Here is a 23,907-nt window from a genome sequence, read left to right on the forward strand (position 1 = left end):
ATTAAAGGAGGAATAATAAATGAAGATGAATAAGTCTTGGCTGGCATTAACCGCATTGGTCCTTTCTTGTGTACTCGTTATGGGCGCGTGTTCAAATGATAAGGAAAAGACAGACGGAAAAAAAGACGTTGCCCAAGAAATTAAAGTGAGAATTCATGATGATCCGGACTTTTTAGATCCGCATTTAGCAACAGCATCCATTTCTTTTCAAATGATCTTAAATATATTCGAAGGACTTTTAGCTCCAGAAACGGATGGTACTTTGAAGGAAGCTGTAGCTGAAAGCTATGAAGTATCTGAAGACGGGTTGATTTATACGTTTAAAATTAGAGACGGTATAATGTTCCAGGACGGAAACCCAGTTACAGTAGAGGATATTACATACACATTCGAACGATTAATGGGCACAAATAATAATGAGCCATTATCGTCAAATTTTGATAAAGTACAATCAATCGCCACGCCAGATGAACATACATTTGTTATAACACTTGAAGAGCCTAATTCAAATTTCTTATATTCGTTGACAGCTTTGCAGTCGGCAATTATTCCAAAGTCAAACGATGGTAAACACAATGATCATCCGATTGGAACAGGTCCGTTTAAATTTGTGAGTTATAGTCCCAATGCTGATATGGTGCTAGAAAAAAACAAGGAATATTGGAATGAAGGCTTACCTCATTTAGATAAACTTACTTTTGCGTTCCAGACAGATGATCAGTCTGCATTTATGGCGTTGCAAGGGAACGAACTAGACATTACAAGCATTCCTGCACACCGTATTCCGGAAGTTGAAAATGACTTTACGATTAATAAACAGCAAAATAACTCAGCGTTGGTCATCACTTTTAATCATGAAAAGGAACCTTTTAATAACGTAAAAGTTCGACAAGCGATTAATTATGCGATTAATAAAGAGGACATCATTAATTCCGTGTACTCGGGGTATGCAACCGAGTTAGGTTCAAATATGAGTCCTGCTATGGGTGAATATTATTTAGATGGTTTACAAGAAAAATACAAGAGAGATATTTCCAAAGCGAAGGATTTATTGAAAGAAGCGGGTTATCCCGAAGGCTTTAAAACGAAGATATCGGTGTCATCGCATAACTCGATGTACTCTGATGTTGCACAAGTTACAGCTGAAAACCTAAAAGAAATTGGAATCGATGTTGAAATAGAAGTAGTCGAATGGGGTATTTGGTTGGATCGTATTTACCGAGGTAGAGACTATGAAATGACGACAATCGATTTAACGGGAAGACCATCTGCTTATGAAATTTTGAATGATTATATTTCTTATAATGACAGTGAGAACTTCTTTAGATTTAATAATGCTGAATTTGATCAAGTAATGGAAGATGTATTGAAAGAATCTGACCCAGATAAGCAAATCAAGTTATATCAACGTGCCCAAGAAATATTAGCTGAAGATGTGGGTGCTGTATATGTAGCGGATTATCAATTTATATGGGCGCTGAATAAAAAACTCGAAGGTCAAAAGTTTTATCCATTCTGGTTTCATGATATGTCGGAAATGAGAGTTATTGAATAGAAGGGACAGATAAATATGGCCTATATCATTCGAAGAATTCTCTTGTTATTTATCACTTTGGCATTAATATCCCTTATCACATTCGCCGTTTTTCAGGTGATGCCAGGTGATCCGATACGAATCATGTTAGGTCCAGATGCTGACGAAGCACAAGTAGAGACTTTGACGAAACAACTTGGTTTAGATCGCCCACTCCATATTCAATATTTGGAGTGGGTGAAAGGTTTAGCGACGGGGGACTTAGGGCAATCCATTCGGTTTTCGAAGCCGGTTTCGGAATTGATCGTAGATCGTTTGCCCGTCACCCTTTCTTTGGCCGCCATCACTTTAGCCATTGTAGTTGTTGTGGCAATTCCTCTAGGAATGTTTGTGGCTAGGAGGAAGAACAGTTTAAGCGACGTAGTTGTTTCTTCAGTTACCCAGTTGGGGATGGCCATTCCATCTTTTTGGTTGGGAATGTTATTAATTTTATATTTAGGAATGAATTTTAGTTTCTTTTCCATTAGCGGATATGTGCCTTGGTCAACAAGTATTGCCGGCGCATTTGGTGCATTGTTATTACCTGCACTTACAATTGCGATTCCTCAAATAGCAGTGAAATTTCGATACGTGCGAAATGCGATTCTAGAGCAGCTTGAATTAGATTATGTGCGCACAATTAGAAGTAAGGGCATTAAGGAAAGAGTTGTGTTATACAAACATGTACTCAGAAACTCGATGATTCCTATCCTAACAATTTTTGGTTTAATAACTGCTGAAGTCGTAGCGGGGACAATTATTGTTGAACAGGTTTTTGCATTACCAGGTCTAGGTAAGCTTTTAATAACATCCATTAGCTCTCGAGATTTTCCACTAGTGCAAGGTATTGTTATGTATATCACCTTCGCGGTAGTACTCATAAACTTTTTAGTTGATATTTTATACTCAGTTCTCGATCCTCGAATACGATTAACATAAGGGGGGCATAAAATGAAATCACTATCGAGTTACGGGAAAAAGATAAACAGCATTTTAGGCCTCCTTATCATTTCGGCATTATTACTAATTATGATTATAAGTTTTTTTTATACACCCCATGATGTCACGGCCATGAATATAGCAAATAAACTAAAAGGCCCGAGTAGTACGCATTGGTTTGGGACGGACGAATTCGGTAGAGATATCTTTAGTAGAATAATGAAAGGGACGCAAACCGCGTTTTTTGTAGGCACTGTAACGGTTTTCATTGGAGTTGTATTTGGGACTTTAATTGGCGCAATTGCAGGTTATTTCGGTGGTTGGGTGGATGAAATATTCATGAGATTGATGGATGCACTTATGGCGTTTCCGGGTATCATTTTGGCACTAATGTTAGTAGCAGTTTTTGGTCCGGGAATGCTCAATACCTCAATAGCATTAGGGATAATTGCAATTCCAAGTATCGCTCGAATTGCAAGAAGTGGTTTTATTCAACATAAGGAGTTTGAGTACGTACTTTCTGCCAAGTTAATAGGTTTAAAGCCGTTTAAGATTATGTTTAGGCATATCCTTCCGAATGTATCCTCTCCGCTAATAGTAGCAGGTTCGGTTGCTTTTGCGGTTGCGATGTTGGCAGAGGCGGCGCTTAGTTATTTAGGTCTAGGTGTTCAACCTCCGGATCCAAGCTGGGGACGTATGTTGAAAGATTCGCAGTCCTTTTTAGTCAGCGCGCCTTGGTATACATACGCACCTGGTATTGCAATCACGCTTATGGTTTTGGGTTTTTATATGTTGAGCAATGCAATTAGAGATTTCATGGACCCCCGATCTACTTAAAATAATGTTGCTGATTTTGAATTTAAAAAGGACAATTAAAATTTGTGTACATAAAAAGGAACCCTCATCGATGGGGGTTCCTTTTTGCAATTTGCTCGCTTTAAATTATAATATCAAAAACTTGATTTTATAATTTTACGATTACGCCAGTTTCTTGTTTCAAGGCTTTTTCATAAAAGTATTTTGCAATTACGATATCGACGATTGCTACGCCAACGGATTTGAAGATTGTAATTTCCTCATCGTTCTCTCGGCCTACCAACTCTCCGCTAATAATTTTCCCAAGTTCAGCGTGTATTTCATGTTCAAAAAAAACACCTTCTTGAATTGGAATTTGTAAATCCCCAGTTTCCTCTAAAGCAGCCTCTATAGATTCAACGACAACTTTAGATGCTGACGCAAGAGCATGAGAAGGTATTTCCTGCATAGTTGGTTTAAATGAGCCAACAGCGTTTATGTGAATTCCGGGTTTAAGCGGTGCTGAAAATACAGGAGACGTTGAGGTTGTTGCGGTTACAAGAATTTCAGAGTTTTGAACTACTTCGTCCGCACTTGCACAAACAACAACATCTTTACCAAACAGTTCTTTTGTAATTTCCGCAAACTTCTTCGCTTTTTCTTCACTTCGATTATAAACAAAAATAGTTTCAATATTTCGAGCTGCCAATACTGCTCTGCAAAGCCCATGTGCTTGTTCGCCTGTACCGATAATTCCTAGCTTTGTAGCGTTCTTTTTCGCTAAATATTTTGTTGCGACTCCAGATAATGCACCCGTACGAATGTTTGTTAAGTATGAACCTTCTAATAAAGCTAAAGGATCTCCTGTTTTTATATCTGAAAGAAGAACAACACCTTGTATTACTTTTTTATCGATTTTTGCGTTTCCTGGAACTACAGTGACATATTTTAAACCCATAGCATTTAAATCTTGTGCTACTGATGGCATAACGAGTCCTGAATTATCCTTTCCAAAAGGTAAAGCTGTCCGAATGGGCGTATCCGTTTTTAATGCGGAAAACTCTTTCAAAGCAATTTCAACATACTCCATAACCTCATTCATATCGACTAAACGCTTCTGTTCATCTGCACTTATAATCATCATAAACTATAGTCATCTCCTGTCTGAAATTAGCCCGACATGTAAGAAAGCTTGTCCATGGGCTTCTAGAATTAGAAATACATTCTAATAGAAATGTATTTCCTAGAGTCTATCACATATTAAACGGAATATTGCTAGAAGCTAACTTAAACAGTTTCAACAGGCGAATTTCCATATCTTTTTAATGCCAAATATAAAAGCGTACACTGCTCGAAGGATTGAATATCAATTTCTAGTATTTCCTCTAATTGCTTCATTCGATATAATAAAGTATTTCGATGAATAAATAACTTTCTGGCGGCTTTGCTCATATTTAGCTGTTGTTCACAGTACGTAAGAAAACTTTCAATGAGTGCAGATCCGTTTGGTTGTTCTTTTAATTTAACTATATGAGCCATAAGTATTTGTTCCGAAGGTAATACTACGTTTTTCGTAAGTGCTAATGAAAGAATCCTCCAATCAGCTATGGAGTAAATAGAATCCGTTAATTTATTCTTTTTAGCAATAGCAGCGGTCATTTTTGCCTCATTATACGACTTACTAATGCCTTCAATCCCTGAATAATCGGCACCATAGGAAATTAAAATGCTGTATGATAACTTTTTCGATTTTAAATAACGATTTAATGATTCTAGTGCAATATCGCAAGTAGAATTCATTTTGTAAGCAGTGTTGGATTTAACGTATTTTAGAATCACCCATTGATTTTGATTTAACGGAGCGACAATATCTAATTCACTTTCTTTGAAAAGGTTATTCATGAGTAAAAATAAATCACTTTGTACTAATAGACCACTTTCGTCTAAAGGAGTGAAGTCTACTAAAATACAGTATCTAGGAGTATCAAACTGAATGCCTAGCATTTCGCTGAAACTCAGAATTTTACTTACATCTGTATTGTTTTTATATTCAATAAGATGATGGATAAAGTCCCTCATTGTTTCCATTTGCAAAGATACTGTTTTTGATTGAAACTTTTTTACAAGTAACATTTCGATATGACTTTGAACAAAATGAATGTAGCGTTCTACTTCCATTGGGTTACCAATTATCCCTAAAACACCAACCGTTTGTTGTTGGAATCTTATGGGTACTGCTACTCCAGGAAGCACATTTTCCAACTGCACGGTTTCCTTTTCAGTGAAATGCATGATTTGGTCTGCTTTGGTAATATCTGGAGTTGCCGCATGATGTGAACCAAGCCGTTTTATATCCGTACATCCTATTATCGTTCCTTCAACATTTGTAATACTAATCGGAATATTTAGTACATATGAAGTTTCATTAACAATCGATTGTGCAATGTGCTCAAAGAACTTTATTTCGCTCACCTCTTCATAACAATAGTTTTTTAGATGTATATATACTATTTAACCACTCGTTGAAGCTAATCCTATCAGAACTTTGTGCATATTGTAAATTGTCTAATGTTTTATCTAGTTTATACTAAGATAAATGCCAGACTAGTCAGTGTAAGTATACTAATCAAAACAAACTGACAAGATTGAGAGCATATTAGATTTTTGAATAGGTATTGGATTGAAGGGAGACGAGTTATATGGAAAAAGCAGATGTAATTATTGTTGGTGGAGGAGTAATGGGCTCAAGTACTGCTTATTCCTTACGAAAACTGGGCTACGAAGGAAGAATCGTCGTTTTTGAAAAAGATTCAACATACAACCAGTCTTCTACATCTTTAAGCGCTGGCGGTATTAGACAAGTTTATTCTCAGGATGTAAACATACAGTTGAGTCGTTTTAGTTTAAAAGCGTATGAAAATTTTCCGGATGAAATGGCACTTGATGGCGTTCGTGCTGAAATCGACTTTAAACAACGTGGGTATCTCTTCTTAGCGACAGAAAGTTCCTTTTCAGCTTACGCAAAGCAAGTCGTTACTCAAAACAAACATGGTGTACTGTCCGAAATGCTTTCAAATGAAGAGTTATTAACAATTATTCCTGAACTGAACACTGAAGATCTTGCCGGTGGCCTCTTCTCTAAAGAGGATGGTTATCTAGATCCTTACTCTGTATTGCAGTCCTACCGTAAAAGTGCACAATCACTCGATGTTGAATATATTCCAGAAGAAATAGACACTATTTTAACAGAGAGAAACAAAGTAACGGGCGTTCGTTTAATGAATGGATCCACATATTCTGCACCAATAGTTATTAACTGTGCAGGTGCATGGGGTGGGGCATTAAGCGAAAAGATTGGAATGGCACTTCCGATTGTTCCGTTGAAGAGACAAATTTATACATTCAATACAACAGAACAATTAAAGAAACCACTTCCATTAACAATTGATCCATCAGGTGTATATTTCAGACACGAAGGTGAACAAATATTATGTGGTTTTTCAGAAGACGTCAAGCCCGGAATTGACTTTAGATGGAGGCGCTCATCATTCGATCCATTGTGGCCAATTCTAGCAAATCGTATTCCGAACTTTGAAAGTTTGAAATTAGAGTCGGGTTGGGCTGGACTATACAATCACAATACAGCAGACCAAAATGCCATTATTGGGGAGCATCCACAAATGGGCGGATATTTTGTAGCACTCGGTTTTAGTGGACATGGAATGCAACAAGCTCCAGGTGTTGGTCTTGGACTTGCAGAACTTATATGTAAAGGGAAGTTTGAAACGCTCGATTTAACCCCTTTGCGAGTAGGTAGATTTGCGGAAAATGATTTAGTTATTGAAGACGCGATTGTTTAAAAAGTATATTAAATAGAAGAGAGTTAATTATTATATTTATTAAGCAAAATGCAAACGCATACATATCTGTTAGGGGGGGTATTGTAATAGTATAGTGATGTTGGAATTATCATTAAATAAATATGTGTTTTATGTTCTGAAAATGGGAAAAAGCATTTATAATTAGCGATAAAAATTGTTGAATGTAAGTACTTTCTTTAACGAATGTAACTATAAAAGGGGGAATGGGTATTTTGAACAATATCATTATGATTGAATTTGTCTTGTATTTAGTTTTGATGATCGTAATTGGAGTTTTAGTTAGTCGCAAGACACTGAGTCATGAAGACTTCTTGCTTGGGGGAAAACAATTGCCGGGTTGGGCATTAGCTTTTTCTGAACGTGCTACTGGGGAGTCCGCTTGGTTATTGCTCGGGTATACGGGATTTGTATTTGCTACAGGCCTTTCATCGGTTTGGGTAGGAGTCGGAATTGCAACTGGAGTTATTGTTTCTTGGTTGTTCCTAGCTAGACGATTTATGGAAGAAGCTGATAAATATAATGTTATTACTCTACCAGGTTATTTAGCAGCTCGTTTTGGCAAACATGCAAAAATTATTCTTTGGCTTGCAACCCTTTTAATCTTTAGTTTTATGATGTTCTACTTCGGTGCACAATTGGCTGGGGCTGGAAAGACACTGTTTGCAGTCTTTAATATTCCGCCAATTGCAGGGATCCTGTTAAGTTTTGTTGTCGTGGTTGCCCTGGCATTTATTGGGGGATTTGTTGCGGTTGTATGGACAGACATGATTCAAAGTATAATGATGCTAACGACACTAGTAGTTCTTCCAATCATTGCACTTGTTAAAATATCTGCAAATGACTTGTCAATTAGCGAAGCATTAACTGCTACTGGTCCGTCACTTGATTCTTGGACAGGCGGTGCAATCGGCCTTGCGATTGGATTGTTACTCTTTAACAACTTTGCATGGATGTTTGGATTTTTAGGTGGACAACCACAACTAAGTGCGCGATTTATGGCATTACGAAATAAAAAAGAAGCAAGAACAGGCAGTATTGTTGCAATTGTTTGGACGATTTTAGCATATGCTGGAGCGTTTATGATCGGTCTTACAGCACTTACGCTTTATCAAGGAGAAGCATTTGCCGATGTCGAAACAATTTTACCGTTTATGATTCTAGATCTGTTTCCACCATGGATTGCAGGGATTTTACTTGCTGGAATTCTCGCAGCCATAATCTCAACTGCCAATTCACAACTAATGGTTATTACAAGTTCGATAAGTGAAGACATCATAAACAATGCACTTAAATTAAAGTTAACGCAGAAGCAATTGGTTAGAATTTCTAGACTAACAATAGTTTTGGCCGGTATCGTCGGCTTGGTTATCGCTTTAACATCTGAATCACTCGTATTCCTAGTCGTAAGTTGGGCTTGGGCAGGTGTTGGTGGTACGCTGTCTCCTGCTGTTATCTTGACGTTCTTCTGGAGAAAGTATTCGGGTGTTGGTGTAATTGCGACAATTACAGTTGGTTTCATAAGTACAGCCGTTTGGATTTCATCACCGCTTGAAGCAATTATATCTTCAAGATTCACTACATTCTTATTCGCATTAATTGCCGGGATTGTATTTAGTTTACTATTCCCAGATAAAGAACCGGATAGTGATAATACGGTTAATAAAAAGATTATTAGTGAGATTAAAGAAGAAGAGAAAGCACCTGTTGGAACTGTGTAAATGTAGAGAGAGGTTAATGTGTTTAAAATTGCGGATGATGTAAACGCTTTATAAACTATAGGTTCAAACCCTTCTGATAAGATGTAATAGTTGAATAATATTGCGATTCTAATTAACAAGTCCTATAATATGAGTGTATAAGCAATTAATATACACTCATTCACTTTGGCTATAGCATATGCGATAAGCAGTGTTCAAAATAGCTATCTACTGTACTTTAAATTGAGAGGGGAAATATTTCATGAAATTAAATAACTACATTAATGGTGTATGGCAAGAAGAAGGCGGAGCTGATTATACAGCAGTTCTTAATCCAGCAAACGGAAAAGAACTCGCACAGGTTAGACTTTCAACTACTGAAGATGTTGATCAAGCAGTTGAGGCCGCGAAGGTTGCTCAGAAAAAGTGGGCGCTTGTTCCTGCGCCAAAACGTGCAGATTACTTATATGCAATTGCTAATATAATGATTGAGAAAAAAGAGCATTTATCACAAGTTTTAACAGCCGAAATGGGTAAAGTAATTGAAGAAGCTCGCGGAGAAGTACAGGAAGGAATTGACATGGCATTTTACATGGCGGGCGAAGGACGTCGTCTGTTTGGTCAAACAGTACCTTCCGAGTTAGAAAATAAATTTGCAATGAGCGTTCGTGCACCAATTGGTGTTGTTGGTCTAATTACTCCTTGGAACTTCCCGATTGCGATTGCTACATGGAAGTCATTCCCAGCAATTGTTGCAGGAAACACATTCCTTTGGAAGCCGGCAACTGAAACACCGATGATGGCTTATGAATTGGCGAAGATTTTTGAAGAAGTTGAATTACCAAAAGGTGTTGCAAATATTGTATTCGGTTCAGGTTCAACAGTTGGAACTGCAATGATTGAACATCCAGATGTGAAAGTAATTTCATTTACAGGTTCAACTGAAACAGGTCGGGGCATTGCTGAACTCGGAGGACGTCATCTTAAAAAGATTTCACTCGAAATGGGTGGAAAAAATGCGATTATCGTTATGGATGATGCAGATGTAGATTTAGCTGTAGAAGGTATTTTATGGAGTGCATTCGGGACAGCGGGACAACGTTGTACTGCTTGTAGCCGAGTGATTGTTCATAAATCTGTAAAAGCCGAATTAGAACAAAAACTAGTTGAGTCAATGAAGTCACTAACAATTGGTGACGGAGCAGATGAGTCGAATAAAATTGGTCCTGTTATCAATAAAGGATCTCTTGATAAAATCGAGAGCTACGTTCAGATAGGTAAAGATGAAGGGGCAACACTTCTTGCAGGAGGAAGCATTCTTACTGATGGCGATCTTGCAAATGGGAATTACTATGCACCTACACTCTTTACAGATGTGAAGTGGGATAGTCGTCTAGCACAAGAAGAGATTTTTGGCCCAGTCATTTCACTTATCGAAGTTGAAAGCTTAGAAGAAGCAATCGAAGTAAATAACAGTGTAGAATTTGGACTTTCAAGTGCGATTTTCTCACGTGATGTAAACCGTATTTTCCGTGCGCAGCGCGATCTTGACACAGGAATTGTCTATGTCAACGCTGGTACAACAGGGGCGGAAATTCACCTTCCGTTCGGTGGAACAAAAGGAACTGGTAACGGACACCGTGATTCAGGAGTTGCAGCTCTAGATGTTTACACAGAGTGGAAAGCGATTTATATAGATTACAGTGGAACGTTACAAAGAGCACAAATCGATAATAACTAATTTAATAGATGGAATGGGCCCTTTCTTTTACTAGAATAGGGCCCGTTTTTTTATTACTACAAAACTACTCTGAATCGAAAGGGTGTTTCAAAAATGAAACACTTTAATTGGTAATTCGGGAATTGTTCTTTTTTTAAGAAAATAAGCGTTAATTATCAATCTCAATAGAAGAATATTCAATTTTAAAAGTAAATTAAAAAACTTTTCGTTTCACTATTGAAACGCTTTGCAATAATGTGTATACTAAGAGGAGAGAGTTTTCGCAACATTTACTTTTGGTTGATTATTAGAATCAACTTACTTTTCACTTTAAGTTATTGCGAGTATATAACTCAAGAGGGGCGTTTAGTAAGTGATTGTAAAAGAAGTGATGAAAAAAAATTCCATTAAATACTACGAAAATGATTCTATTTTAAAAGTTGCAAGTACTATTATGGAAAGAGATGCAGAAGGCGGGCTTGTTTATAACGAATTAGATGAGTTGGTTGGCTGGTTTACATACAAAGAATTACTTAATGGAATTATCCAGAATTACACGGTTCTATATGAGGTTTGCATTCGGGATTATCTTCTAATTGATGAAAATAGTGCAGTAAAGAATTTGGATTTTAAAACGTATAATCTTTTCCCGGTTTTGGACGTCGACAAAAAGATAACTGGTTTTATGACAAGAGATGTCTACTTGAATGCGGTTGCAAGGTTGAGTCAAATTGAAAATAATAGATTGGACGCCATATTTAATTCAGCTCATAACGGCATTCTTTCAATAGATCTTGAAGGTCGAATAACTGCTATCAACCCTCCGGCTGAGCGAATGGCGCTAACTACTAAGGAGGAGGCACTTGGGAAATTTTTAAATGAAGTCGTTATACCAAGTGGTTTGTTAAATGTTATTCGAACAGGAAGAGGGCATACAGAAAAGTATAAGGTCGGAAATCGAATGTATTTGGCACACAGAACTCCGATATTTGATGGTAAGAGCTTAATTGGAGCCGTTGGTGTGTTTCAAGATATTTCTGAAATTGAAATTGTTTCAAGTGAGTTGGATTCTGTTAAGCAATTAGTGAATGAAATGGATACGATTATTAACAATTCCAGCGATGGGATATGTATTACCGATACTAAAGGTAATATTATTAATAGAAATCTGAAGTTTGATGATATCTATTATGGCACTTTAAGTGAAGAAGAAAAAAATAATGGCTTTCATACTATGATTGAACAAGTTGTAGAGGAAGGCACTCGATACAATTTAATGGAAACGAATATAAAGAATAATAGTTCATTAATCATCTCCGCAATACCGGTGAAAAATAGCGATGACAAAATTGAGCGGATCGTTGTAAGTGTGAAAGACGTTGCAGAAATTGATAATCTTCGTCGCGAACTTGAAAAGACTCAGTTCATCCTTAAAAATATGCAGGATGAACTAGGAGAGAAAGAATTTGTTGCTTCTTCACAATCTATGAAAGATCTTATCTTGAAAATAGAGCAAGTAGCAAAAGTAGATGTAACCGTTTTATTAACTGGTGAGCCTGGTGTTGGTAAAAATGAGTTAGCAAACCTAATAAAAGAATCAAGTTCTAGAAAAAATAAACCATTTATTAAAGTGAATTGTGATGCCATCCCAGAAGACTTAATAGAAGCAGAGTTATTTGGTCATCTAAATGGAACTGAAGAAAATGGTCGAGCTGGTTTCTTCGAACATGCAGACGGTGGAACTTTATTTTTAGATGAAGTAGGTAAAATACCTCTGCACTTGCAAGTAAAGCTTCTCAGAGTATTGCAGGAACAAAAGATTAAGAGGATTGGTTCAGAGGAATCCAAAGAAGTGGACGTACGTATTATTGCGGCAAGCAGTGAGAATCTATTAGGACTTGTCAAAGACGGTACATTTAGAGAAGACTTATTCTATCGAATAAATGTGATTCCAATTGTAATACCTCCGCTTAGAGAACGATTTGAGGATATTCCTCTATTAATAGAAGAGTATTCGAATCTATTTGCAAATAAATATAAAAAGAGAATTACCTTTCCGAATGAAATAATGGACGTGATGAAGAATTATGAATGGCCTGGTAATGTCCGTGAACTCATAAACATACTTGAAAGAATTTATGTAACGTCTTCGGAAAAAATAATTACAGCTGAATCGGTTAAGTACATAATGGGTGAAGGAAATAGCGTGGATTTAGCTCAACAAAAACCGTTTATAATTAACAAGATAATGCCACTGAAACAAGCTGTTGAAGAATTTGAACGAGAACTAATCGCCAAAGTAGGTGAAACTGAAAATTCTTACAGAAAAATCGCGAAAATTCTTGAAGTAAGTCCGTCTACAGTTATGAGAAAAGCCAGGAAATTGGAAGAATAGTCGATGTGAAAGGGGAAGAAAAAATGAGTAAGTTAATAGATAAATCAGAGTTTCTACAATACATTAATGACGGGGATACACTGCTTGTCGGAGGCTTTGGCCTATCGGGTACGCCGCTAACATTAATTGATGAATTAGCTGCATCTTCAAAAAAAGATTTGACAATTGTTAGTAATAACCTCGGGGAAGAAGGTAAGGGTCTTGGGAAGTTGCTTGTTGGTGGGAATATAAAAAAAGCAAAAGGATCTTATTTTACAACGAATCGAGATGCAGTAAAAGCTTGGACAGATGGCGAACTTGAAATCGAGCTGATCCCACAAGGTACTTTAGCAGAAGCTGTTCGATGTGGTGGTGCTGGAATTGGTGGTTTTTATACAAAAACAGCAGTCGGCACTAAACTAGCTGAAGGTAAAGAAGAGAAAATCATTGATGGTGAAAAGTATATTTTGGAAAAGGCCATTAAAGGAGATGTCTCTCTAATAAAGGCATTAAAAGCGGATACACTTGGAAATTTAATATATGACCATACTGGCCGTAATTTTAATGCGGTAATGGCAACCGCGAGCAAGATTGTCATTGCGGAAGTAGATGAAATTGTGGAAGCAGGAACATTTGCGCCTGTTGAAGTACAAACTCCACATCTCTACGTGGATTATATTGTACTCGGAAAGTATGTAAAAAAAGGAGGTAAATACGTTGACCCTGGAAAAGAGAATTAAAATATCAAAACGTATTATCGAAGAGTTTAAAGAGGGTGAAACTGTAAACCTAGGTGTTGGAATTCCAACGCTCATTCCGGACTATTTGGGTGACAAGAAGCTTTATTTACAATCTGAAAATGGTTTACTTGGTATTGGGCCAACCCCTCCAGAAGAAGATATTAATATGGAATTAATAAGTGCAAGTAAAAAGCCAATCACGATGGACGTAGGTGCATCGTTGTTTGATAGCTCGGATTCGTTTGCTATGATTCGTGGCGGTCATATAAATGTCGCAGTACTCGGAGCATTGCAAGTGGATGAAACTGGTGAAATTGCGAATTGGGCAGTTCCTGGTGCGACGATTCTAGGTGTTGGTGGTGCAATGGATTTAGTTGCAGGTGCGCAGAGAATTATTATTGCCACATTGCATACGGCTAAAAATGGTGAACCGAAGATTGTTGAGAAGCTTACATTCCCGAGCAGTGGAGTTCGGAAAGCGGATATGATTGTTACAGAACATGCGGTATTTAAGTTCAAAGACAATAAGATGGAACTGGTAGAAATATTATCAGATGTAACAATTGAAGAACTAAAAGAAATCACTGGAGCAAAATTCTCCCATTCATAAATTGAGTGAAAAGGGATCAAACATAAAACGGAAGGAATGAATACATTGCAAATTACTGTTGTAGGTGCTGGTGTTATGGGAAAAGGAATTGCATACAGTTGTGCTGTTTCCGGACATAAAGTGTATTTGAATGATAAAAATGAAGAGGTTTTAGCAAAGTCTAAAAACGATATTGAAGAATTGCTGAATTCTAGTTTTGAAAAAGGTTTTTTACAAAAAGATGTTTTTGAAAATGCGAAAGAAAATCTGAAATTCGAATCTGATCTAACAATAGCGGCAAAAGATGCGGATTTAGTAATTGAAGCGGTTCTTGAAAAAATGGATTTGAAAATCTCCATCTTTCAACAGTTAGACAAGATCTGTAAGCCTGAAGCAATTCTTGCTACAAATACATCTACAATGAGTCCAACTGAAATTGGTGCCCAAACATCACGTCCTGATAAAGTGGTCGCAATGCATTTCTTCAATCCTGTACATAAAATGAAATTGGTTGAAGTAATTCGAGGTTTAGAAACATCAGATGAAACGGTTCAGTTGGCAAAAGAAGTATCTGCTTCATTAAATAAACAAGCCGTTGAAGTGAACGAGTTTCCTGGATTTGTTACATCACGCATGAACTGTTTGATTGGTAACGAAGCGATGAACATGCTTATGGAAGGTGTTGCGTCTGCAGAAGACATCGACAAAGCAATGAAGTTGGGTCTAAATCATCCAATGGGACCTTTAGAACTTGCAGACTTAGTCGGGCTTGATACAAGACTCCGCAATATGGAGTATCTGTACCAAACACTTGGTGAGAAATATCGTCCTTGCCCGCTACTAGTTAAGTATGTAAAGGCAGGTCGTCTTGGTAAAAAGAGCGGCAGTGGATTTTACGATTACAATTAAGGAGCTGTGTTAGGTGGAAAACTATACGAATCTACTCGTAGAGAAAAAAGAAGGCATTATGTGGCTGACACTTAATCGCCCAGAAACGAGAAATGCTCTTGACGCACAGACACTTAATGAAATAGACGTAGCGTTTTTAGATGCAGAATCAGATAGCTCGGTTCGAGTAATTATTGTACAAGGTGCAGGTGGTAAGTCATTCGCGGCTGGTGCAGATATTAGGCAACTCCACGAAAGAGAAGCGTTAGCGGCTTTAATTCCTGGTATGCAAGGTTTGTATTCTAAAATTGAAAATTCAAGCAAAGTAACAATTGCTGCAGTGAATGGTTTTGCACTTGGTGGTGGTTGTGAACTGGCACTTGCATGTGACATCCGAATTGCAACGAAAAAGGCTAAATTTGGATTACCTGAATTAAATTTAGGAATTATTCCAGGTGCAGGTGGAACACAGCGCCTTTCTAGAATTATTGGAAAAGGGCGAGCGCTGGACATGATTCTAACCGGAAAAATTATTGACGGCGAAGAAGCAGAAAGAATAGGTTTAGTAACATATTTCACTGATGAAGAAGGCTTAGCTGAAAAAGCCGAAGCGATTGCATCTGATGTGATGAAAAAAGGACCAGTTGCTGTTCAACTTGCCAAGTTTGCAATCCATAAAGGATTTGATGTCGATTCAGATACGGCGATGTGGATTGAAAAGTTATCACAAGCAGTCGCATTTGGTACTGAAGATAAAAAAGAAGGTACATTAGCATTTTTAGAAAAAAGAAAAGCAGAATTTAAAAACAAATAAGAGGAGAGATTTATAATGGATTTTAACTTACCTGAGGATATTGAGTTTTTAAGAAAAAGCGTTCGGAAATTTATTCGTGAAGAAGTAGAAGCGGTAGCAATGGAAATTGAAGAAAATGATGAAATACCTAAAAGAATCGTAGATATGTCAAAAGAAATGGGATTATTTAGTCTTGGTATCCCTGAAGAGTACGGTGGTCTTGGTCTTGATATGGTCGGTAAATGTGCGATTTATGAAGAACTTGGAAAAACACATAATGGCTATACAACGCTTATAGGAGCACATACAGGTATCGGAACGGTTGGTATCGTAGATTTAGGAACAGAAGAGCAAAAACAAAAGTATTTACCGAAAATGGCATCTGGTGAATGGATTGCTGCATTCGCGTTAACTGAGCCAAGTGCAGGATCGAATGCTGCCAATTTAAAAACAACTGCCGTTTTAAAAGGCGACAAATATATTATTAATGGATCAAAGCATTACATCACAAATGCGGTTGACGGACATGTATTCACTGTTATGGCTGTAACGGATGCCTCTAAAGGTGCAAAAGGAATTACTTCATTCATCGTAGAGAAAGACTTCCCTGGTTTCATTCTTGGAAAAGTTGAAAAGAAAATGGGTCTTAAAGGATCTCACTCAGCGGAACTGTTTTTCGACAACATGGAAGTGCCTGTAGAAAACGTTTTAGGTGAAGTAGGTCAGGGATATATTAATGCACTTAAAATTCTAGCGAATGGCCGTGCTGGACTTGCCGCGCGTAACCTTGGTTCATGTGAAAGACTTCTAGAACACTCACTTGACTATGCACATGAGCGCGAGCAATTTGGTACACCGATTGTTGAAATTCAAGCAGTTCAACATATGCTGGCAGAAATCAGCATGCAAATCGAAGTGCTTCGTTCCATGACGTACCGCGTTGCATGGATGACGGACCAAAATATGCGTGTTGTAAAAGAAGCAGCAATTGCTAAGTTATTCGGTTCTGAAGTTTATAACAAAGTTGCGGATATCGCTCTTCAAATCCACGGCGGAATTGGTTATATGAGCGATTATCCAATTGAAAGATATTACCGTGATGCACGTATTACAAAAATCTACGAAGGTACATCTGAAATTCAGAGAAACATAATTGCAAGTGAACTTAAGCGTTTTTACAAGAAAAAGGAGGCATAATTGATGCGTAATTCATATATTGTTGAAGCTGTTCGGACACCAATTGGTAAAATGGGCGGAACGATGAAAGACATTACCGTTGACCGCCTTGGTGAAATCGTTATAAGAGAATTGCTAAAACGTACAGGTAAAGAAGTTCAAATAGATGAAGTTATTTTAGGTTCTGCGAAACAAAGTGCAGACACGTCTAATATGGCACGCGTTGCTGCTTTAAGAGCTGAAGTTCCTGTAGAAGTACCTGCATACACAGTCCACCGTCAGTGTGGATCTGGGTTGCAGGCAATCAATAACGCAGATCAGCAAATTAGACTTGGTCTAAGCGATGTTGTCATTGCGGGTGGTGCTGAAAGTATGAGTACAGCACCTTACTATATCCGTAATGCTCGTTATGGTTTCGGTGCAGGAAACGGCTTGATTTTAGATCCGAATACGGAAAGCCAGCCATGCTCACAGCCGCAAGAAACATATGGCAACTTAACGATGGGATATACAGCTGAAAATCTAGCTGAACAATATAACATTTCTAGAGAAGAGCAAGATGAGTTTGCGATGAGAAGTCAGGAGCTTGCTGCAAAAGCAATCGAAAACGGTCTTTTCAAAGATGAAATTGTCCCTGTTGAAATTAAAGAGCGTAAAAGCAGCTTTATGTATGATACGGACGAGCATCCACGTCAGTCATCGAAAGAACAAATGGCTAAACTTCGTGCGGTATTTAAAGACGGTGGTTCGGTAACTGCTGGGAACGCAAGTGGTAGAAACGATGGTGCGTCTGTAGTTCTAATGATGTCTGAAGATAAAATGAATGAATACGGTTTGAAGCCAAAAGCTAAGATAATTGCACAAGCTTCAAGCGGAGTATCACCTGAGATTATGGGTATTGGTCCAGTTGCATCAACTGAAAAAGCGTTGAAGCAATGTGGTCTTACAATCGATGATATAGATTTAATTGAGTTGAATGAAGCATTTTCTGCTCAAGCGTTGTCAGTAATAAAGGGTTCAAACATGGACATTGATAAAGTAAACGTTAATGGTGGAGCAATTGCATTAGGTCACCCAATTGGTGCTACAGGAGCGATTCTAATGACAAAACTTCTTTCTGAAATGAAACGTCGTGACGTTAAGTATGGTCTTGTTACGCTATGTATTGGTGGCGGACAAGGGATTACTACGATTGTAGAAAACATGCAATAAGAAAATGATAAATACTGTTAATTGGATAAGACCCTATTATAGGTTCTTATCCAATTAATCTTTAATCAGAAAGGAAGTTGAAAGTCCATGGTTATGAACATTGTTCAAATTTTACCGATGTACCATCCAGACGGCGAAGCGACGTTAAACTCACTCGCAAATGTGAAAAGGTTTGAAACCTTCAATGAAGAAGAAATTATTACTTATTTAAAAAACAACGATGTAGATGGAATTATTTTACGAGCTCCTGCAAAAATAACGCCTGGGATTTTAGATCATTGTACAAATGTGAAAGCGATTACAGGGGCGGGCATTGGGCTTGATAATATTGATGTTGAATATGCAACGAGTAAAGGTATTAAGGTTCTACATGCACCGAAAATAAATAGTCGCGCTACTGCAGAACATGCTGTTGCACTTTTGCTCGCAGTAATGAAAGACATTACTATTTTCGACAAAAATACTAGATCTGGTAATTTCTCGTATCGAGATGGGAAATATACTTCTGAGCTGCAAGGGAAGACGCTAGGTATTGTTGGCTTTGGTTCCATTGCACAAACTGTTGCAAAAATCATGAAAAATGGCTTTGAAATGAACATTTTAGTATATGTAAGAACAATAGACGCTGAAAGACAAAAGCTTGCAGACTCTGTCGGTGTAAACCTGACGACATCAATGGAGGATGTATTTAAAGAAAGTGATGCGATTAGTCTTCATATTCCACTTACAGCAGCGACGAGGGAAATTATCGATAAAAAGATGTTTAGTTTAATGAAGCCAACAGCTGTTTTAATAAATACAGCACGTGGTGGAGTTATTAATGAAGCTGACATGGTTCAAGCTCTGAAAAATGGTGAATTTACAAGAGCCGGAGTAGACGTATTTGCGATTGAACCACCTGCAGAAAATCATCCATTCTTCGAACTTGAAGAAATCACAATGACTCCTCATATTGGTGGAATCAGTTTAGAAGCAGCTAAGTTAACCTCGGTTGTAATTTCAGAAAACTTAGTAAAAGCAATTAATGGTGAGGAATTATCTGTTATTGCGAATTTAAACGATTTATCTCCACTGAAAAAGGGGTAGTGAGTAAATGGAAAATCATTTAGATATTGTTCGGGAAGATTTTAAGACAAGTCCATTTTGGGACTTTATTGGTTTACAAATGAAGGAATTGAAAAAAGGGTATGTGGAACTCTATTTACCTTACAATCCAAACTTCAGAAATGTTCGAGACTCCATTCACGGCGGCATCTACGCTTCAGTTTTAGATACGACGATGGGTATGGCTGGAAGGACATTAGGCTCTGATGAGGTGATGACAATTCAAATGAATATTCAATTTCTTAAGCCGGTCGTAGAAGGTGGAATTTATTCTGAAGCATCGGTTATCAGTGAAAGCCGAAGTACTGTGCTCATCGAAGGTAGACTGTTTGATGAAAATAAGAATTTAATTGCCCATAGTGTTGGAACGTTTAGAGTAGTTAAATCCATTTAATTGCATAGAAGATTTGATTTATTGTAAAGAAATAGGTATACCAGAACTTTGGAGAGGGGGACTTCTTTTGAAAATCGGGATTTTAGGCAGTGGATCAGTAGGCTCCTTTTTCGGAAGTTTTCTATCCGAAGCGGGTCATGATGTAACTTTTATTGCTCGCGGTGCACATTTAGCCGAAATGACTAAAAAAGGTTTATTGATTAAGAGAGAAAATGAAGAAATCACAATTCACAATACTTTTACTGAAGACATTTCAGCACTTGCGGAATGTGAGCTCGTGTTATTTTGTGTGAAATCGGGGGATACGAGAGGAACTGCAGAAAAACTTGCAGCAGTATTAAACAAGTCAGCTTACGTGATAAGTTTTCAAAACGGTGTGAGCAATGAAGAAGTGCTCGCTGACGTATTTGGTGAGGAACGTGTATTATCAGCAGTCGTATTTGTGCAAGCCGCAATTGAAGCACCCGGAGTTATTAAGCAAAATGGAAGCTATGGTCTCGTTATTGGCGGTCTTAGTGAAAATGGCGGAGATACAGCTAAGAAAATTGCAACAGTGCTTAAGGATGCTGGGATTCCGGTGAAATGCACAGATGAAGTGATGCTTAGAAAATGGAAGAAGTATTTGTTTAGCCTATTGTTTAATCCACTAACAGCTGCGATTGATAAGACAATTGGGGAAATACTTGAAGATCCGCATCTTAGAAAGATTGCGTGGTCGATTGGTTTGGAAACAATACAAGTTGCGGCATTATGCGGCATTCCATTAACTGAAACAGATATTGACCAAGCCTTTCAAAATGCCGAACTAGCAAAATCACATGCTACGTCCATGTTGCAAGATATCCGTAAAGGAAAAGTAACAGAAGCGGACGAATTGGTAGGCTATATTTTGGACAAAGCCGAGATACATGGTCTATCGATAGATACTTTGAAAACAATTTTCTTTATATTGAAAAATAAAGAAAACAACTTACAAACAACATAAGAGGAGGAATAGAAAATGAAAAAGAAAACAGGATTACTATTTACGTTAATGCTAATGATGCTAGTGCTCGCAGCGTGTGGAGGAAATGATAAGGGTTCAGACAATGGTGGAGAAAAAGCTGAAGGTGCACCTAAAGAAATCACATTTGGTTCTGCAACAGTAGGTGGATTCTGGTATACATTGTCTGCTGCAATGAGTGATAAAATGACTGCATTATACCCTGATTCTTCTGTAACAATTGTTGAAGGTGGTTCTGTATCGAACTTACTCGGTTTGGGTGATGGCACATTTCAAATAGGTTTTAGTAACGGACAAACGGTTCCAGAAGCAATCAATGCAATCGGTCCATTCAAAGAAAAAATTGAAAACGTAAGTACAATTGCTACTTTATATCCAAACGTATATCACATGGTTGTTCGTGCAGATTCGGACATCTATACTGTTGAAGACTTGAAGGGTAAAAAAGTAAGCCCTGGTATTAAAGGATACAGCGGAGAACTTGTGTTTCAAGATGTGTTAGATATTGTAGGAATGAGCTATGACGACTTAGGTGGAATTGAATATATTGGTACAGCTGATGGCGCAGATCTAATGCGTGATAAACATATTGATGCAATCGTTGGTATGGTTGCTGCTCCAGTTTCAACATTTCAAGAACTGGATACAACGGTAGGCATTCGAATGATTCCTTTAACGGATGATATTGTTGAAAAGATGAGTGAAAAGAATGAAGGTTATATGGAGCATATTGTAACAGCAGGAACTTACGCTGGAATAAAAGAAGATGTAAAGACAGTCGCTGGTTACTCTGTGCTCCTAGTAAATGATGACTTGATGGACGAAGAAACGGTTTACCAATTAACGAAGATGATGGTAGAAGAAAAAGATCACTGGTTGAAAATCTCAAATGTTATGGCAGAATTTGATGCGGAGTATTCCGTTAAAAACAATGTAGGAAAAATGCATCCAGGAGCAATGAGATACTATAAAGAAGTAGGAGCAATGGAGTAATTTTAATATTGTTCTGGAATGTAGGGGAGTGATAGTGTATGACAAAAAATAATGTGTTGGATTCCATTGAAGTTGTAGAAAGCACCGAATACGATGATGATGGTGTATTGAATACAAAGCTACGTCCATTATTAGGCGTAGCCGGAAAAGTAATTTCACTTGTGGCAATACTTATGTCCCTATTTCATTTGTATACCGCATTTTTTGGAGTATTTGAATCGATTTTGCAACGTTCTACCCATTTAGCATTTGCATTAGTACTGGTTTTCGCAATCTATAAGCCAACGAGCAAAGCAGCTAAGTCTGAGAGTATTCCTTGGTACGACTGGTTATTCATAGTGCTTTCAATAGGCGTTTATTCTTATTTCGTCATTAACGCACAAGAAATATCCTCCCGAATGAGTTATATTGAAAAACTAACAACTTTGGAAGTTGCTATTGGAATTATTGCTGGAATCTTATTAATAGAAGCAACGCGTAGGGTAATCGGGCGCGCTTTAGTTATTATTATTTTAGTAACTCTCATTTATGGAATTTGGGGACATTTGCTATCAGGTACACTTTCGCATAGAGAATTTACAACAATGTGGTTCATAGATCATTTGTTTTATACTACAACAGGTGTATTTAGTACACCACTTGGGGTATCTGCAACATTCATTTTCTTGTTTATCTTGTTTGGTAAGTTTTTGGAAGTGTCCGGTGCGGGGAAATTCTTTATCGACTTATCGGTCGCTGGAATGGGACAGTACCGAGGCGGACCCGCTAAAACCGCTATCATTGCGAGTTCCATACTCGGTACAATTTCGGGTAGTGCTGTAGCAAACACAGTAACTACTGGTGCGTTTACAATTCCTATGATGAAAAAGACTGGATATAAAAAAGAATTCGCTGGTGCAGTTGAAGCCGTCGCTTCGACAGGCGGTCAAATTATGCCTCCGATAATGGGTGCCTCCGCTTTCATTATCGCATCCTATTTAGGTGTTCCGTATATGGATATAGCAATTGCTGCTATTGTTCCAGCAATTCTATACTACGTTTGTCTATTTGTTCAGGTCGATTTAAGAGCTGTAAAAATGGGCCTTAAAGGGTTAAATAAAAAAGATTTACCGAGTTTCTGGGGAGTATTTAAAAAGGGTTTTTTATTCTTTATCCCGTTAGTTGTAATAGTTGTTATGCTCGCGTCAGGAAGTTCCCCGATGAGGGCTGGGTTGTTTGCAATCGTCGTTACTATACTAATCGCTGGTTTGAGCAAAGCTACCAGAATCAATATCCCAACAGTGTTCAAAGCACTTGATTTAGGCGCAAGGGCTTCTGTTGAAACGGCGATTGCGTGTGCGGCTTCAGGTATTATTATTGGAGTTATTGGTTTAACAGGCATTGGATTGAAGTTTAGTAGCATAATCATTGGCCTCTCTGGTGGAGTTCTGATTGTGGCTTTAATTTTCACAATGATTACAAGTATTATTTTAGGAATGGGACTTCCAACAGTTGCGGCTTATATTGTTCAAGTACCATTGACGATTCCTGCCCTAATTACACTTGGAGTATCACCATTAGCTGCACATATGTTCGTTTTCTATTTTGCTGCATTATCTGCAATTACCCCTCCAGTCGCACTGGCGGCATTTGCGGCAGCAGGACTTGCGGGTGCTGATCCGATGAAAACGGGAATGACAGCGGTAAGATTAGGTCTAGCCGCATTCATCGTTCCGTTCTTCTTCGTATATGGTGAAACACTGTTACTTGTTGGAAGTTGGTCGGCAATTGTGGTGTCAGTGATAACTGCGATTATCGGTATTATCGGGGTTGCTTGTGCGGCGGAAGGTTGGTTTATTAGACAGGCGTATTGGTATGAAAGAGTTCTTTTATTCGCAGGCGCTGTTTTACTCGTATTACCTGGGATTACAACAGATGTTATAGGAATACTAGTATTATTAGCTGTTTATATTTATCAAAAGAAAATTCACCCGATGTATTTAAGCGGAAAGATGGCGACTTTATAAAGGGTGCGTAATGTAATGAAAGGTGCAGAA

20 protein-coding genes are annotated in these 23,907 nt (G+C 37.8%); 18 read left to right on the forward strand and 2 right to left on the reverse strand.

Features of this window, described 5'->3' with window-relative positions; genetic code table 11:
* The first annotated feature begins 19 nt into the window (after positions 1-19).
* The 3 genes from ACP8HH_RS00570 to ACP8HH_RS00580 are packed head-to-tail and all read left to right on the forward strand — an operon-like array spanning position 20 to position 3,349.
* A complete protein-coding gene (locus ACP8HH_RS00570) occupies positions 20-1,555 on the forward strand; it encodes an ABC transporter substrate-binding protein (protein ID WP_438314378.1) in 1,536 nt (511 codons plus the stop codon).
* Between the two features lie 15 nt (positions 1,556-1,570).
* Positions 1,571-2,512 (forward strand): ABC transporter permease, encoded by a 942-nt coding sequence (locus tag ACP8HH_RS00575; protein ID WP_438314381.1) that lies wholly within the window; start codon positions 1,571-1,573, stop codon positions 2,510-2,512.
* 12 nt (positions 2,513-2,524) lie between these two features.
* Complete coding sequence (locus ACP8HH_RS00580; protein WP_438314383.1) at positions 2,525-3,349, forward strand: ABC transporter permease; 825 nt, start codon at positions 2,525-2,527, stop codon at positions 3,347-3,349.
* Between the two features lie 127 nt (positions 3,350-3,476).
* Here the strand turns inward: ACP8HH_RS00580 and ACP8HH_RS00585 are convergent, their stop codons facing one another.
* A complete protein-coding gene (locus ACP8HH_RS00585; protein ID WP_438314386.1) occupies positions 3,477-4,451 on the reverse strand; it encodes an ornithine cyclodeaminase family protein in 975 nt (324 codons plus the stop codon).
* 143 nt (positions 4,452-4,594) lie between these two features.
* Positions 4,595-5,779: a sugar diacid recognition domain-containing protein gene (locus tag ACP8HH_RS00590; protein WP_438314389.1), complete on the reverse strand. Its 1,185-nt coding sequence runs from the start codon at positions 5,777-5,779 to the stop codon at positions 4,595-4,597.
* 227 nt (positions 5,780-6,006) lie between these two features.
* Between ACP8HH_RS00590 and ACP8HH_RS00595 the strand changes: the two genes are divergently transcribed.
* The 15 genes from ACP8HH_RS00595 to ACP8HH_RS00665 all read left to right on the forward strand — a co-directional run bounded on the left by ACP8HH_RS00595 (position 6,007) and on the right by ACP8HH_RS00665 (position 23,877).
* Complete coding sequence (locus tag ACP8HH_RS00595; RefSeq protein WP_438314392.1) at positions 6,007-7,167, forward strand: NAD(P)/FAD-dependent oxidoreductase; 1,161 nt, start codon at positions 6,007-6,009, stop codon at positions 7,165-7,167.
* 233 nt (positions 7,168-7,400) lie between these two features.
* A complete protein-coding gene (locus ACP8HH_RS00600) occupies positions 7,401-8,906 on the forward strand; it encodes a sodium/proline symporter (protein ID WP_438314395.1) in 1,506 nt (501 codons plus the stop codon).
* A 241-nt stretch (positions 8,907-9,147) separates the two neighbouring features.
* Entirely contained in the window at positions 9,148-10,626 is a 1,479-nt protein-coding gene (locus ACP8HH_RS00605; protein WP_438314397.1) for an aldehyde dehydrogenase family protein, read from the forward strand.
* Between the two features lie 352 nt (positions 10,627-10,978).
* Positions 10,979-13,000, forward strand: coding sequence for a sigma 54-interacting transcriptional regulator (locus tag ACP8HH_RS00610; protein WP_438314399.1), 2,022 nt, complete (start codon positions 10,979-10,981; stop codon positions 12,998-13,000).
* 23 nt (positions 13,001-13,023) lie between these two features.
* The gene (locus ACP8HH_RS00615; RefSeq protein ID WP_438314402.1) at positions 13,024-13,719 is read left to right on the forward strand and encodes a CoA transferase subunit A; all 696 of its coding nucleotides are present in this window, start codon (positions 13,024-13,026) and stop codon (positions 13,717-13,719) included.
* On the forward strand, positions 13,703-14,329 hold the full coding sequence (locus tag ACP8HH_RS00620) for a 3-oxoacid CoA-transferase subunit B (RefSeq protein WP_438318938.1): 627 nt from the start codon (positions 13,703-13,705) through the stop codon (positions 14,327-14,329). The genes ACP8HH_RS00615 and ACP8HH_RS00620 overlap by 17 nt, the downstream gene beginning before the upstream one ends.
* 36 nt (positions 14,330-14,365) lie before the next feature.
* Positions 14,366-15,217 carry a 3-hydroxyacyl-CoA dehydrogenase gene (locus ACP8HH_RS00625; RefSeq protein ID WP_438314405.1) on the forward strand — a complete coding sequence of 284 codons (852 nt, stop codon included), beginning with the start codon at positions 14,366-14,368 and terminating at the stop codon, positions 15,215-15,217.
* A 13-nt stretch (positions 15,218-15,230) separates the two neighbouring features.
* A complete protein-coding gene (locus ACP8HH_RS00630) occupies positions 15,231-16,010 on the forward strand; it encodes an enoyl-CoA hydratase/isomerase family protein (RefSeq protein ID WP_438314408.1) in 780 nt (259 codons plus the stop codon).
* 15 nt (positions 16,011-16,025) lie between these two features.
* On the forward strand, positions 16,026-17,186 hold the full coding sequence (locus ACP8HH_RS00635) for an acyl-CoA dehydrogenase family protein (RefSeq protein ID WP_438314411.1): 1,161 nt from the start codon (positions 16,026-16,028) through the stop codon (positions 17,184-17,186).
* A 3-nt stretch (positions 17,187-17,189) separates the two neighbouring features.
* Entirely contained in the window at positions 17,190-18,377 is a 1,188-nt protein-coding gene (locus tag ACP8HH_RS00640; RefSeq protein WP_438314414.1) for a thiolase family protein, read from the forward strand.
* Positions 18,378-18,464: 87 nt separating this feature from the next.
* Positions 18,465-19,463 carry an NAD(P)-dependent oxidoreductase gene (locus ACP8HH_RS00645; RefSeq protein ID WP_438314417.1) on the forward strand — a complete coding sequence of 333 codons (999 nt, stop codon included), beginning with the start codon at positions 18,465-18,467 and terminating at the stop codon, positions 19,461-19,463.
* A 7-nt stretch (positions 19,464-19,470) separates the two neighbouring features.
* Positions 19,471-19,875 (forward strand): PaaI family thioesterase, encoded by a 405-nt coding sequence (locus ACP8HH_RS00650; RefSeq protein ID WP_438314420.1) that lies wholly within the window; start codon positions 19,471-19,473, stop codon positions 19,873-19,875.
* A 67-nt stretch (positions 19,876-19,942) separates the two neighbouring features.
* A complete protein-coding gene (locus ACP8HH_RS00655) occupies positions 19,943-20,860 on the forward strand; it encodes a ketopantoate reductase family protein (RefSeq protein WP_438314423.1) in 918 nt (305 codons plus the stop codon).
* 15 nt (positions 20,861-20,875) lie between these two features.
* Positions 20,876-21,871, forward strand: coding sequence for a TAXI family TRAP transporter solute-binding subunit (locus ACP8HH_RS00660; RefSeq protein WP_438314426.1), 996 nt, complete (start codon positions 20,876-20,878; stop codon positions 21,869-21,871).
* Positions 21,872-21,909: 38 nt separating this feature from the next.
* Positions 21,910-23,877, forward strand: coding sequence for a TRAP transporter permease (locus tag ACP8HH_RS00665; RefSeq protein WP_438314429.1), 1,968 nt, complete (start codon positions 21,910-21,912; stop codon positions 23,875-23,877).
* The last annotated feature ends 30 nt before the right edge of the window (positions 23,878-23,907 follow it).

The sequence above is a fragment of the Sporosarcina sp. FA9 genome (assembly GCF_051550205.1).
In the GTDB taxonomy this organism is placed as follows: Bacteria; Bacillota; Bacilli; order Bacillales_A; family Planococcaceae; genus Sporosarcina.

What these genes read in the sequence shown, in the direction of transcription:
- ACP8HH_RS00665 (WP_438314429.1), top strand. Translation starts at nt 21,910, where the DNA reads ATGACAAAAAATAATGTGTTGGATTCCATTGAAGTTGTAGAAAGCACC.
- ACP8HH_RS00635 (WP_438314411.1), top strand. Translation starts at nt 16,026, where the DNA reads ATGGATTTTAACTTACCTGAGGATATTGAGTTTTTAAGAAAAAGCGTT.
- ACP8HH_RS00585 (WP_438314386.1), bottom strand. Translation starts at nt 4,451, where the DNA reads ATGATGATTATAAGTGCAGATGAACAGAAGCGTTTAGTCGATATGAAT.
- ACP8HH_RS00650 (WP_438314420.1), top strand. Translation starts at nt 19,471, where the DNA reads ATGGAAAATCATTTAGATATTGTTCGGGAAGATTTTAAGACAAGTCCA.
- ACP8HH_RS00595 (WP_438314392.1), top strand. Translation starts at nt 6,007, where the DNA reads ATGGAAAAAGCAGATGTAATTATTGTTGGTGGAGGAGTAATGGGCTCA.
- ACP8HH_RS00645 (WP_438314417.1), top strand. Translation starts at nt 18,465, where the DNA reads ATGGTTATGAACATTGTTCAAATTTTACCGATGTACCATCCAGACGGC.
- ACP8HH_RS00605 (WP_438314397.1), top strand. Translation starts at nt 9,148, where the DNA reads ATGAAATTAAATAACTACATTAATGGTGTATGGCAAGAAGAAGGCGGA.
- ACP8HH_RS00580 (WP_438314383.1), top strand. Translation starts at nt 2,525, where the DNA reads ATGAAATCACTATCGAGTTACGGGAAAAAGATAAACAGCATTTTAGGC.
- ACP8HH_RS00575 (WP_438314381.1), top strand. Translation starts at nt 1,571, where the DNA reads ATGGCCTATATCATTCGAAGAATTCTCTTGTTATTTATCACTTTGGCA.
- ACP8HH_RS00615 (WP_438314402.1), top strand. Translation starts at nt 13,024, where the DNA reads ATGAGTAAGTTAATAGATAAATCAGAGTTTCTACAATACATTAATGAC.
- ACP8HH_RS00625 (WP_438314405.1), top strand. Translation starts at nt 14,366, where the DNA reads ATGAATACATTGCAAATTACTGTTGTAGGTGCTGGTGTTATGGGAAAA.
- ACP8HH_RS00660 (WP_438314426.1), top strand. Translation starts at nt 20,876, where the DNA reads ATGAAAAAGAAAACAGGATTACTATTTACGTTAATGCTAATGATGCTA.
- ACP8HH_RS00570 (WP_438314378.1), top strand. Translation starts at nt 20, where the DNA reads ATGAAGATGAATAAGTCTTGGCTGGCATTAACCGCATTGGTCCTTTCT.
- ACP8HH_RS00640 (WP_438314414.1), top strand. Translation starts at nt 17,190, where the DNA reads ATGCGTAATTCATATATTGTTGAAGCTGTTCGGACACCAATTGGTAAA.